The 11,598-nt window shown below is 73.1% G+C and carries 11 protein-coding genes; 4 read left to right on the forward strand and 7 right to left on the reverse strand.

Going from position 1 to position 11,598, the window contains the following annotated elements; translation table 11 throughout:
• Nucleotides 1-31 precede the first annotated feature (31 nt).
• Genes JOD48_RS10290 through JOD48_RS10300 form a run of 3 tightly spaced genes read right to left on the reverse strand, consistent with a single transcriptional unit; the run spans nt 32 to nt 3,395 of the window.
• Nucleotides 32-1,345: a kynureninase gene (locus JOD48_RS10290; RefSeq protein ID WP_204808885.1), complete on the reverse strand. Its 1,314-nt coding sequence runs from the start codon at nt 1,343-1,345 to the stop codon at nt 32-34.
• Nucleotides 1,342-2,535 carry an amidohydrolase family protein gene (locus JOD48_RS10295; protein ID WP_204808887.1) on the reverse strand — a complete coding sequence of 398 codons (1,194 nt, stop codon included), beginning with the start codon at nt 2,533-2,535 and terminating at the stop codon, nt 1,342-1,344. The genes JOD48_RS10290 and JOD48_RS10295 overlap by 4 nt, the downstream gene beginning before the upstream one ends.
• Nucleotides 2,532-3,395, reverse strand: a complete 864-nt coding sequence (locus JOD48_RS10300; RefSeq protein ID WP_204808889.1) for a tryptophan 2,3-dioxygenase — start codon at nt 3,393-3,395, stop codon at nt 2,532-2,534. Before JOD48_RS10300 ends, JOD48_RS10295 begins: the two co-directional genes overlap by 4 nt.
• Nucleotides 3,396-3,475: 80 nt before the next feature.
• Here JOD48_RS10300 and JOD48_RS10305 point away from each other — a divergent pair, with 80 nt between their 5' ends.
• Nucleotides 3,476-4,024 carry a GNAT family N-acetyltransferase gene (locus tag JOD48_RS10305; RefSeq protein WP_307824088.1) on the forward strand — a complete coding sequence of 183 codons (549 nt, stop codon included), beginning with the start codon at nt 3,476-3,478 and terminating at the stop codon, nt 4,022-4,024.
• Nucleotides 4,025-4,135: 111 nt separating this feature from the next.
• Here JOD48_RS10305 and JOD48_RS10310 read toward each other — a convergent pair whose 3' ends face one another.
• On the reverse strand, nt 4,136-5,203 hold the full coding sequence (locus tag JOD48_RS10310; protein WP_191790380.1) for a magnesium and cobalt transport protein CorA: 1,068 nt from the start codon (nt 5,201-5,203) through the stop codon (nt 4,136-4,138).
• On the reverse strand, nt 5,200-5,877 hold the full coding sequence (locus JOD48_RS10315) for a TetR/AcrR family transcriptional regulator (RefSeq protein ID WP_204808891.1): 678 nt from the start codon (nt 5,875-5,877) through the stop codon (nt 5,200-5,202). The genes JOD48_RS10310 and JOD48_RS10315 overlap by 4 nt, the downstream gene beginning before the upstream one ends.
• A gap of 121 nt (nt 5,878-5,998) precedes the next feature.
• On the opposite strand from JOD48_RS10315, the gene JOD48_RS10320 reads away from it, so the two are divergent.
• The 3 genes from JOD48_RS10320 (at nt 5,999) to JOD48_RS10330 (ending at nt 9,912) form a co-directional block, all read left to right on the forward strand.
• Nucleotides 5,999-7,744, forward strand: coding sequence for a CocE/NonD family hydrolase (locus JOD48_RS10320; RefSeq protein WP_204808893.1), 1,746 nt, complete (start codon nt 5,999-6,001; stop codon nt 7,742-7,744).
• Nucleotides 7,745-8,023: 279 nt separating this feature from the next.
• Entirely contained in the window at nt 8,024-9,232 is a 1,209-nt protein-coding gene (locus tag JOD48_RS10325) for a beta-ketoacyl-[acyl-carrier-protein] synthase family protein (protein ID WP_204808895.1), read from the forward strand.
• A gap of 83 nt (nt 9,233-9,315) precedes the next feature.
• Complete coding sequence (locus JOD48_RS10330; protein ID WP_204808897.1) at nt 9,316-9,912, forward strand: dihydrofolate reductase family protein; 597 nt, start codon at nt 9,316-9,318, stop codon at nt 9,910-9,912.
• 31 nt (nt 9,913-9,943) lie between these two features.
• Here the strand turns inward: JOD48_RS10330 and yidC are convergent, their stop codons facing one another.
• Together yidC and JOD48_RS10340 are read right to left on the reverse strand one after the other, a co-directional pair.
• On the reverse strand, nt 9,944-10,897 hold the full coding sequence (gene yidC / locus JOD48_RS10335) for a membrane protein insertase YidC (protein ID WP_204808900.1): 954 nt from the start codon (nt 10,895-10,897) through the stop codon (nt 9,944-9,946).
• A gap of 109 nt (nt 10,898-11,006) precedes the next feature.
• Nucleotides 11,007-11,387 (reverse strand): hypothetical protein, encoded by a 381-nt coding sequence (locus JOD48_RS10340; protein WP_191790385.1) that lies wholly within the window; start codon nt 11,385-11,387, stop codon nt 11,007-11,009.
• Nucleotides 11,388-11,598: the final 211 nt, after the last annotated feature.

The following is an 11,598-nucleotide window of genomic DNA, read 5'->3' on the forward strand; positions in this document are numbered from 1 at the left end:
GCGACGCCGCGTGCGCCGGGTGGTGCGTGGCTCAGCCCGACGGCGCCACGTCCGCGGGAGCGTCGGCAGGCCCAGGCGAGGGTTCCTCGAGGAGGGTTGCGCGGATCGCCTCGACCCCGACCTGCACCTCGGCGAAGCTCGTCGACAGGGGCGAGAGCCCGAGCCGCAGACCGTCGGGGCGGCGGAAGTCGGGGATGATGCCCTGCGCCCACAGCCGCCCGACCACGTGCTCGAACGCGGGGTGGTCGACGGTGACGTGGCTGCCGCGCCGGGCCGGGTCGCGGGGCGAGGCGACGCGTACCCCGAGGGGGACGAGCAGCTCGTCCACGAGGTCGAGCGCGAACGTGGTGAGCCGGACCGACTTGTCCCGCACGGCATCGGCCCCGGCGACGTTCCCCGCCTCGTCGAGCAGGTCGAGCATGTCCTGCATCGCGAGCATCCCGACGACGGCGGGCGTCCCGCTGAGGAAGCGTCGTACCCCCGTGTGCGGTGCGTACGCGGGCCCCATCTCGAACGGCGCGTCGCTGCCCATCCAGCCCTGGATCGGCTGGGTCAGCGCCGTCTGGAGGTCCGCGCGCACGTACCCGAACGCGGGCGACCCGGGGCCGCCGTTGAGGTACTTGTAGGTGCAGCCCGCCGCGAGGTCCACGTCCCAGGCGTCGAGCGCGACGGGCACGGCCCCCGCGGAGTGGCACAGGTCCCACAGCACGAGCGCCCCGGCGTCGTGGGCGACGCGCGTGATCGTGCCCGCGTCGGCGAGGAACCCGGACCGGTAGGCGACGTGGCTGAGGACCACGAGCGCGGTCTGCGGCCCGACGACGCACGCGACCTCGTCCGGGGTCACGCCCGCGTCGGGGTCCGGGGAGAGCCAGCGCAGCGTCGCGCCCCGTTCGGCCGCGACGCCCTGGAGCACGAACCGGTCCGTGGGGAAGTTCCCGGTGTCCACCACGATCTCGGTGCGCCCCGGGCGGGCGTCGAGCGCCGCGCGCACGAGCTTGTAGAGGATCACGGTCGTCGAGTCGCCCACGAACGTCTGGCCCGGCGCCGCGCCGAGCACGGTCTGCCCGATCCGGTCGCCGATCGCGAGCGGCAGGTCGTACCAGGACTCGTCCCAGCCGCGGATGAGGCGCGAGGCCCACTGCTCGGTCGTGAAGCGGGCCAGGCGCTCGGCGCTCGCGCGCGTGGGACGCCCCAGAGAGTTGCCGTCGAGGTAGGCGACCACGTCGTCGGAGGGCACGAACTCGTCCCGGAACCGGGCGAGCGGGTCGGCGGCGTCGAGGGCTGCGGCGCGTCGCGCGGGAGTCCGGGTGCGGGCGGTCGGGGGACTGGCCTGGCTGCTGGTCACGGGTGGTGCTCCCTGGTCGGGTCGTCGAGGGACAGGTCGTGGGTGGTCACCGCACGGCCGGAGGCGTCGGCCGAGGGCGGGTCGGCCGTCGGTCCGTCACGTGCAGGTGGTTCCCGGCCGAGGAGGTCGCGTGGCCTGAGCACCGTCGCACGCGCGAGCCAGGCGGCGACCTCCTCGGGCGGGGCGCCCGGCGCGGGTCTCGGCCCGGGCAGGAACGTGCAGGCGACCGGGGTCGGTGCGGAGGTCAGGGCGAGCAGCAGCCCGTCCGTGGCGAGACCTGCGGACTGGAGCGCGACGAGCTCGCGCTCGTCGACCCCGACGGGCAGCGGCCCGTTGCCCTGGTCCGTCCCGTAGACGACCGCGCCGCCCGCCGCGACGAACCGCGTGAGGTTGTCGAGGGCCACCGCGTACGGGGCCGCCGGGGAGCCCCAGCCGTGGACGTCGAGCGTGCTGACCCAGGTCTGGGAACGCGCCGCCGCTCTCACGAGGCGGTCCGGCAGCCGCTCGCTGAACGGGCAGTGCGCGAGCCGGTCCACGCCCGCCACGAGTGCCCGCTCGGCCTGGCCCGCGCCCTCGGTGTGCGCGACCACGGTCCGGCCGTGCTCGTGCGCCCGCCCCACGAGCGCGCGGAGGGTCGCGTCGTCGGGGACGGGGCCCGCGTCCGCGTGCAGGGCGACCTTGAGGAAGCTCGCGCCGGCCTCGACCTGTCGGTCGACCGCGGCCACGGCCTGCTCGGGGCCGGCGATCTCCTCGACGGACCCCGGCGGGGCCCACGACCGGTCCGACGGGTAGCCGCCGGGGGCCGTGAGGAACGCCCCGGCGAAGCGGACCTCGGGCAGGGCGCCGGCACGATCGGGCCGGGCTGACGATGTCGAACGGGCCGAACGGGCCGAGCAGACCGCGAGCGCCGCCAGCACCGCCGGGTCGCCACCCAGGTCGTCGACTGCGGCGAGCCCGCCCCGGAACAGGGCCCCGGCGTCGACCAGCGCCAGGTGGACGTGGGCGTCGCGGAAGCCGGGCAGGAGGACGCCCTCGAGGCGATGGGTCGGGGCGGGGTCGGTACCCACGCGCGACCGGAAGCCGCCCGGGGTGGCGACGACCGCCGTCGGGCCGGTCCATCCCGTGCCCCGCTCCCAGCGGGCGTCGACCGCGAAGGTGACCGCGGCGCGCTCTTCCGGTCCAGCGCTCACGCCCGGCCGATCTCGGTGCGCACCGCGAACAGCTCGGGGAAGAACGTCAGGTCGAGGGCCTTCTCGAGGAAGCCCACGCCGCTCGACCCGCCCGTGCCGCGCTTGGTCCCGATGATGCGCAGCACGGTCTTCATGTGACGAAAGCGCCAGAGCTGGAAGTTGTCCTCGAGGTCGACGAGCTCCTCGCAGCTCTCGTAGGCGAGCCAGTTGCCCTCGGGGTCGTCGTAGATCGTGCGGAAGGTCTCGACCAGGTCCTCGTCGAGCGTGTAGCCCTGCGTGACGTCGCGCTCGAGCACGCGGGCCGGCACGTCGTGGCCGTGCCGCGCGAGGTAGCGCAGGAACTCGTCGTAGACGCTCGGCTCGTGCAGCAGGCGCTCGAGCTCGGCGCGCGCCGCGGGCTCGGCGTCGAACACCGAGAGCATGCGCGCGTTCTTGTTGCCCAGCAGGAACTCGACCGCGCGGTACTGCCACGACTGGAACCCGGACGCGTGGCCCAGGAACCCGCGGAACTGCGCGTACTCGCTCGGCGTGAGGGTCGCCAGGACGGACCACTGCTCGGTCAGCGTGCGCTGGACGTGCTTGACCCGCGCGATGCGCTTGAGCGCGGACTGGAGGTCGTCGGCCGCGATGAGCGCGCGCGCCGAGACCAGCTCCTGCAGGACCAGCTTGAGCCACAGCTCGGTCGTCTGGTGCTGCACGATGAAGAGCATCTCGTCGTGGTGGGCGGGCTCGCTGACCGGGGCCTGCGCGTCCAGGAGCGTGTCCAGGTGCAGGTACGAGCCGTACGTCATCTGCTCGCGCAGGTCGGTCACGATGTCGGGCTCGAGCGGGCGCTCGCTGCCCGGTGACGGCGTTGTCATCCCCCGAGAGTAGGTGCCGTGGGCGACGGGTGCCACGAGTCACGTGCCGGACTGCGCGTGCTGGGGGGTACCGTCGCCGGGTGGACACGGAGACCGGGCGGACCAGCAGCATCCTTCTCGACGACCTCGCGCAGGACCGGGCGTCCCGCGAGGAGATGCTGGGCCGGTTGCGCGGAGTCACGGCCGCACCGGGCCAGGACCGGTTCGTCTCGTCGGCCGCCGAGATCGTGGCCCTCGCCGAGGCGGACCCCGGCCGTCACCTCCTGGTCGCCTCGCGCGGCGAGGAGGTCGCGGGGCTCGGCGTCCTGCACCCGGGCGGCGCTCCCACCGAGGTGGTCGCGCTGCTCGACGGGCCGGCGACCGGCGACGTCGTGCTGTTCCGCGGGTTCCTCGTCGACGCGGCGCACCAGGGGCAGGGCGTCGGGACCGCCGTGGCGGCCGCCCTGCCGGCGCTCGCGGCCCGGCTCGCGGAGCGCCTCGGACGAGGGCCTTTTGCGGCCGTCGTGCTGACCGTCAACGAGGAGAACGTCGCCGGGCTACGTGCCTACGCGCGCGGCGGGTTCGTCGACCGCGGCCGGTACCTCGGGGGTGACGCGGGGCCGCAGCGCGTCATGGCGCACGCGCTGTAGCGGCGCGCACCCCGAGGCGCCCGGGGTGCCCGGGCGCACGGAGGCGGTGTTCGTGACCGCAGTTTCCACCGTGGATCTTCGATGATCGCGGTCCGTGGTCGCTGCGACTTCTCAGAGCCAGCGGCGCCACTTGAAGATGCCCCAGAGCCCGAAGCCGAAGCAGGCCATGAGGAGCAAGGCGTACGGGTAGCCCCAGGTCCAGTGGAGCTCGGGCATGAAGTCGAAGTTCATACCGTAGATGCCGGCGATGAGGGTCGGGGTGAACAGGATCGCGGCCCAGGAGGAGATCTTCTTGACCTGTTCGCCCTGGTCGATGGTCTCCTCCGCGAGGCGGCGGCTTTCCTCGCCCTGGGCGAGGCTCGCGCTGGACATGCGGCGCATGGCGTCGTTCTGCTCGAGCGAGACGAGCGTGGAGTGCACGGTCAGGGCGTTCTCGAGCAGGGACCGCGAACCGTCGACGCGGTCCGTCACGCGAAGCGTGTGGTCCAGGACGTTGCGCAACCGGTTCTGCACCTCGTCGCCTGTGCCGTAGCGGTCTGCCCCGCGCAGCAGTCCGTGCACCATGTCCGGGAGGGGGCCGATCGCCCGCTGGAGGGCGATGACCTGGGAGAGCAGGTTGTAGATCCGCTGGGACAACGTGGGATCCACGTTGCCCTGGCCGAAGAGGCTGTCCTCGACCTCGTCGATGTCGTTCACCAGGCCGGCCACGACGGGCGCATAGCCGTCGACGATGGCGTCGAGGAACGCCGTGAGCATTGCCTCGGGCCCTCGGCCGAGGAACTCGGGTTCGGCTTCGAGCGCGTCCCGAGCCGCTGTCAGGTCCAGTCGATCGCCGTGGCGGACGGTGACGACGAACCGGGGCCCGACGAACAGGTGCACCTCGCCGATGTCGACGCGCTCGGCCCGGTCGTCGTACCAGGCGGGGCGGATCACGACGAACACGGTCTCGCCGTACCGTTCGAGCTTCGCGCGCTGGTGCCCCTTGTGGGCGTCCTCGACGGCCAACGGGTGCAGACCGAACTTCGCAGCGACGGTCTCGAGATCGTCCTCGCTCGGGTCCAGCAGCCCGATCCATGCGACGCCTCCCGAGCGCTCCAGGTCGTCGGCGACGCCCTGGAGGTCAGGTGGGGACGCGGTGCGGTGTCCGCCGACGTAGATGCGGCTGTCGATCGTCGTCATCGGTTCATCCCCTTGTCGCACGGGTCATCGCCCTCGTCCTCTTCCCCGTCACCGAGGGCCGCAGGTGCCGGGGCGAGCACCGTCTGCACGGCGGGTCCGACGAGGGCGACCAGCGTCTCACGGTCCGCTTGCGCCAGCGTGGGGACGCCGACCACTCCCCGTCCCACCACGAGCCCGACCAGCATCGACGACACGAGCCCCGCGCGGAGCGTCGCGTCCTCGACGTCACGGGACGCGACGGCGTCGACGAGGAGGCGCTCCTGGAGGAACTCGCGCAGCTGGGTACTTGCCTGATCGTTGACGATGGCACCGCGCAGCATGGCCATCAGCGGGGCAGAGCTGTGGGCGTCCTCTTCCCAGATTCCGAGGAAGGCCCGAACCACCCGCTCCCCGAGGCCGTGGTCGGGCCCCTCGAACGCCGCGCTGAAGCGCGAGAGTGCGCCCGCCGGCACGGACATGACGGCCGCGAAGAGCTCGTCCTTGGACCGGAAGAACTGCATCACGAGCGAGGCGTCGACCCCGGCGTCGGCCGCGACGCGGCGGATCGTGGTCGCCGTGAAGCCGTCGGCCGCGAACCGGGCGCGGGCCGCGTCGAGGACGGCTTGCCTGGTCGAGGTTGCACCCGGTCGACGCCCGCGCCGCGCCGGGGAAGCCGGGCTCGTGTGTGTGGTCATGCTCCGAAGGTACCGTCCCTCGGATCGAATCTCAACAGATGTTGAGTTTTGCGTCGAGCGGTCGTACGGTCGAGGAGTTGACAGAGCCCGTCCCGGGCTCGACAGAGACGAGGAGCTCACGATGAGCGTCGACCAGAAGGTGTATGTGCCGTCCCAGCCGCTGGAGCCGGGTCCCCGGTACGGGATCCTGAGCGGCTACGAGCCGGGGACCCGGACGCTCGAGGCGGGGTTCCAGATCGCCCCGCCCTTCAAGCCTCTGCCGGTCGACGTCGTGCTCGACAAGGACGTGCCCGTCACGCTGCGCGACGGGGTGACGATCCACGTCGACGTCTTCCGGCCTGCCGGGACCGAGCAGGTGCCGGTCATCGTGGCGTGGAGCCCCTACGGCAAGGGCCAGGGGACCTCGGCAAGCGTCATGGGCATCTTCGGCATGGTCGGGCTCGACAACGGCACCGTGTCCGGGCTCGAGAAGTTCGAGGGGCCCGACCCCGCGTACTGGTGCGCGCGCGGCTACGCGATCTGCAACCCCGACATCCGGGGCGTGGCCGAGTCCGAGGGGGACAGCGTCATCTGGGATCGCCAAGAAGGCCGCGACGCCCACGACCTGGTCGAGTGGCTCGCCGAACAGGACTGGTGCTCGGGCAAGGTCGCGATGAGCGGAACGTCCTACCTCGCCGTCTCACAGTGGTTCACCGCAGCCGAGCAGCCCCCGCACCTCGCTGCGATCAACCCGTGGGAAGGCGTGAGCGACGTCTACCGTGACCTCGTGATGCGCGGCGGGATGCCCGACACCGGGTTCGCCGAACAGCTCCAGGACAACAGCTACTGGGGTAAGAGCCATCGCGAGGACATCCTCGCCGAGGCAGCCCAGTTCCCGCTCATGGGCGAGCTGTGGGAGGACAAGATCCCCGACTTCGACACGATCACCGTGCCTGCGTACGTCGTGGCTAGCTACTCCAACACCCTGCACACCCAGGGCACGTTCCGCGCCTGGCGGCGCATGGCCTCGCAGGACAAGTGGCTGCGCATCCACAACAGCCAGGAGTGGCCCGACTACTACGACGAGGCCAACGTCGAGGACCTGCGCCGGTTCTTCGACCACGTCCTCAAGGGCCAGGACAACGGGTGGGAGCAGACGCCGCGCGTGCGCTACTCCGTGCTCGACCTGGAAGGCGGCGACCGGGTGAACGTCCCTGCCGACCAGTTCCCGCCCGCGGAGGTCACGTCCACGACCTACTACCTCGACGGCGCAGCTCGCACCCTGTCGACGACGCCGCCCGCCACGGAGAGCACGGCGGGCTACGCCGTGGGGGGCAACCCGGACGTGGTGTCGTTCGTGACGCGCTTCGAGACCGAGACCGTCCTCGTCGGGTACCCCAAGGCGCACCTGTGGGTCGAGGCGCAGGGCTCCGACGACATGGACCTGTTCGTCCTGGTCCAGAAGCTCGACGCGCACGGCACGCCGCTGCAGGAGTTCACCGTGCTCAACCACGGCGCGATCGTCCACGACGTCACCGAGCGAGGAGCCTCGATCCTGCGCTACAAGGGCTCCGACGGGCGCCTACGCGTCTCCTTGCGCCACCTGGACGAAGAGCTTTCCACCGACGACGTCCCCGCCCACACCTTTGACCGTGTCGCCAAGCTCGTGCCCGGCGAGGTCGTCGACGTCGAGATCGACCTGCTCCCCGTGGGCCTGGCGTTCCACCCCGGCGAACAGCTGCGTCTCGTCGTCAGCGGACGGTCGCTCCTGGGCACCATGATGCCCGGCAACCGCGAGTACGCCTCCACCGTCAACGCGGGCACGCACGTCGTCCACACCGGCGGCCACCGGCCCTCCTACCTCCAGCTCCCGGTCCTGACCGCGTGACTCCACGTCCGCCCTCCTCACCTTCGGGCGAGGTGGGCGGACGCACGGCGTGGTCGTGAGGCGTGACACCTACCGCCGGGTGGTGCGTCGATCGGCCGAGACTGCCGTCGTCGTCGGGCGAACCCGGTTGTCGTCGAGATCCGGCCGGACCCGAGCGGCAACCCACGCTCGGCACCTCTGGTACGTCTGTGGGCAGCGGAGTTGAGACGTGCGTCCTACAGTGCAGGCAGGCGCACGCGGGACCCCGACCGGGCACGTGTGCACGACCGGGGAGGCACCATGACACGAGCAGTGGTGACAGGTATCGGCGCGGTGACACCGCTGTCTTCGACGGCCCAGGGGACCTGGGAGGCCCTCGTGCGCGGGGACCACGGCGTCCGGGCGATCTCCGACGAGTGGGCGCACGACCTGCCCGTACGGATCGCTGCGCGCGTCGACGACGCGTTCGCCGAGCCGCTCGGCGTGCGGCTGCTGCGCCGCACCGACCGCGCCGAACAGCTCGCGCTCGTCGCGGGCCGGGAGGCGTGGGTCGACGCCGGGAGCCCGGACGTCGACCCGGAACGACTGGCCGTGGTGGTCGGCTCCGCGAACGGAGGCATCGCCACGACCCTCGCTCAGAGCCGCCTCTTCGACGCGCACGGCCACCGCCGGGTCTCCCCGCACGCCGTGACCATGCTCATGGCCAACGGCCCCGCCGCCTGGCTCTCGATCGACCTGGGCGCCCGGGCCGGCGCCCGGGCCCCGGTCAGTGCGTGCGCCGCCGGCAGCGAGGCCATCGCCACGGCGCGCGAGATGATCCTCGCCGGGACCGCGGACGTCGTCGTGTGCGGGGGAGTCGAGGCAGGGGTGCAGGCGTTCTCCCTCGCGGCCTTCGCCCAGGCGCGGGCCATGTCGACGCGCAACGACGAGCCCGAGCGGGCCTCGCGCCCGTTCGACGCCGCGCGCGACGGGTTCGTCATGGGCGAGGGAGCGACGATCGTCGTCCTGGAGTCCGAGGAGCACGCCCGGGCGCGCGGCGCCCGCGTCCTGGGCGTGGTCTCGGGGGCCGCGCTCACCTCGGACGCCTACGACATCGTGGGCGGCGACCCCCAGAACCAGGCCCGCACCGTGACGCTCGCGCTGCGCTCGGCCGGGCTGTCGCCCGGCGACCTGGGGCTCGTCCACGCCCACGCGACCTCGACCCCCGTGGGCGACCGCAACGAGGCCGACGCGCTGCGCTCGGCCCTGCCCGACCCGCCGCCCGTGACCTCGACCAAGGGTGCGACCGGCCACCTGCTCGGGGCCTCGGGATCGCTCGGCGTCGTCGTCGCGCTGCTCGCGCTGCGCGACGGCGTGGTGCCGCCCACGCTCAACCTCGACACCCCGGACCCCGCGATCGACCTCGACGTGGTGCACGGGACCGCCCGTCCGACGACGGCGCGGCACGCGCTGGTCGACGCGTTCGGGTTCGGCGGGCACAGCGTGAGCGTCGTGGTCTCGCGCGACTGAGGACGTCGGGCGACCGATGAGTTCGTACGCCGGACTCGGTCCACCCGCCGGATAGATCGACACGAGCCACCAGGAGGTCGGCCATGGGCCGGATAGTCGTCGTGAACTTCCTCAGCATCGACGGGGTCATCCAGGCGCCCCTGTCGCCCGACGAGGACCGTGACGGTGGCTTCGCGCACGGCGGCTGGGTCCCACCGTTGAGTGACGAGACGGTCGACGCGTTCATGCAGAGGGCGACGGTCGGCGCCGCGGGCCTGCTGCTGGGGCGCCGGTCGTACGAGATCCTCCGGGACGCCTGGGCGCAGGGGGACGACTCCGAGCCCGCGATCGCGGCCATGAACCGGATGCCGAAGTACGTCGTCTCCTCGACGACCTCTCTCGCCGACCTCACCTGGCAGGGCTCCCACCTGGTCGGCGGCGACCTGCCCCGCGCCGTCACGGACCTCACGGGCCGCACCGACGGCGACATCGTCGTGCTCGGGGCCGGAACCCTCGTCCGGGCGCTCGCCGAGCACGACCTCGTCGACGAGTACCGCCTGCTGCTCTTCCCGGTCGTCCTGGGGTCCGGGAAGCGCATGTTCGACGAGCGCGCCCACCTCGCCCGCTTCACGCTGACCGAGAGCATCGTCACCCCCCGTGGGGTCGTCATCGTCACCTACGTGCGCGACGCGACGGACTGAGCGGGGCGCCCGGCGCGGACCCGGGCCGGCATCAGCCCCGGCGTGCCTTCCTCGTCGTGCCGCGACGCGGCTGCCGTCGCTGCCCGCCGACGCGCGTGGCGACAGCGGGTCCGGCGGGCTCGCCGGCCGGGACCTCGGCCACCGCGGGACGGGCCGCCCGCGCCACGTCCTGGTCGCCCGAGGGCACGAGGCGACCGATCACGAGCTGCTGCCCGAGCCCCCACAGCGACGACGTCGCCCAGTACAGGACCACGCCCACAGGGAAGCCCACCGCCACGACCGCCGAGACCGCGGGCAGCACGAACGCGAGCATGCCCTGCTGCCGCGCCAGCGGGGTGGGGTCGACCGGGTTGGCGCGCGCGCTCAGCCGCTGGGTCAGGACCTGCGCGGCGTACATCACGACGATCAGCACGGCGGGCACCAGGACCCCGGCCAGGCCGCCCGTCGCGGCACCGCCCGTGAAGGCCCCGGTCAGCGTCCCCGACAGAGGCGCGCCGAGGAGCGTCGCGGCGTCCGCCTCACGGACCAGGTCGCCGGTCAGCGCCCCGACGGGCACCTGGCGCCCGATCCCCGAGAGTACCGAGTACAGCGCGAACAGGACCGGCGCCTGCACGAGCAGCGGCAGGCAGCCCGCGAGCGGGTTGGCGCCGGTGCGCGCCATGAGCTCCTGCTGCTCGCGGCGGGCCGCGTCCCGGCTCGCCGGGTCGCTCGTGCCCCGGTACTTCTCCTGGATCCGGCGGATCTCGGGCGAGGCCAGGCGCATCGCCCGCATGCCCCTGACCTGCACGACGACGAGCGGGACGAGCACGAGCCGGACGATCACGACCAGGCCGACGATCGCGAGGCTCCACGCGGTACCCCCGGCAGGGTCGAGGCCGAGCGCGGTCAGTGCCGAGTGGAGATGGACGAGGATCCAGGCGACCACCAGCTGGATCGGGTGGACGAGCGTGGAGAGGGCATGGGTGAGGGCATCGACGACGGGCACGGTGGACTCCTGCGGGTGGAGGGGAGGGGGGAGCGCGGAGCTCCCGCGCCAGTTCCGCAGGGACCGGCACGGCACCGGGCCGACGACGGCTCGGGGGAGTGCTGGAGGTTCAGGCGGTGCGCGGGAGCGGGCTCGCTCCCGGCGCTCGCGGCCGGGGCCGTCCGGGGGTCGTGGGGCTGTGCTGGCGCACGGGGGCGGGCAGCGGCACGGGCTCGGGGCCGACGGGCACCGCGAGCAGCAGCAGGACCGCGACCGCGACGCACGCGAGCACGACGCCGAGCGCCCCGGCGGTGGCCGCGAGGGTCGCGGCACCGAGCAGGGAGAGCACGCCGCCCAGCGACGACGAGCCGCCGAACGACTGCCCGACGGCGAGCACGAGCACCGCCAGCAGCGGCACCAGGGCCACGGCCCGGGCCGAGGACGTCGAGGTCAGCCGGTCGTAGCGCGCGCGCAGCGAGGCGGCTCCACGTACGACATGGTCTGCCCGCACGTCCCTCACCTCCTGCGCTCGTCGTCGGTCGCTCGTCCCGCCCAGACTAGCGCGGCGTCCGTCCGTTCCGGTGTCGCGCGCGCGGTGCTCGTGCGATGCTCGCAGGACCCGCAGCCCCGACACGACCGGGATCCTGCACGTCCCGGGTCCTCGTCCCACGGGGATCCGCACCGGCTGTCCTGCGCGTCGCCGCCCGTGCTGACCGACGCGC

The organism is Oerskovia paurometabola, assembly GCF_016907365.1.
Classification (GTDB): Bacteria; Actinomycetota; Actinomycetes; order Actinomycetales; family Cellulomonadaceae; genus Oerskovia; species Oerskovia paurometabola.

Excerpts from the sequence above, each read along its gene's own strand:
- JOD48_RS10300 (WP_204808889.1), bottom strand. The coding sequence starts at position 3,395 with ATGACAACGCCGTCACCGGGCAGCGAGCGCCCGCTCGAGCCCGACATC.
- JOD48_RS10310 (WP_191790380.1), bottom strand. The coding sequence starts at position 5,203 with ATGACGACGATCGACAGCCGCATCTACGTCGGCGGACACCGCACCGCG.
- JOD48_RS10315 (WP_204808891.1), bottom strand. The coding sequence starts at position 5,877 with ATGACCACACACACGAGCCCGGCTTCCCCGGCGCGGCGCGGGCGTCGA.
- JOD48_RS10320 (WP_204808893.1), top strand. The coding sequence starts at position 5,999 with ATGAGCGTCGACCAGAAGGTGTATGTGCCGTCCCAGCCGCTGGAGCCG.
- JOD48_RS10325 (WP_204808895.1), top strand. The coding sequence starts at position 8,024 with ATGACACGAGCAGTGGTGACAGGTATCGGCGCGGTGACACCGCTGTCT.
- JOD48_RS10330 (WP_204808897.1), top strand. The coding sequence starts at position 9,316 with ATGGGCCGGATAGTCGTCGTGAACTTCCTCAGCATCGACGGGGTCATC.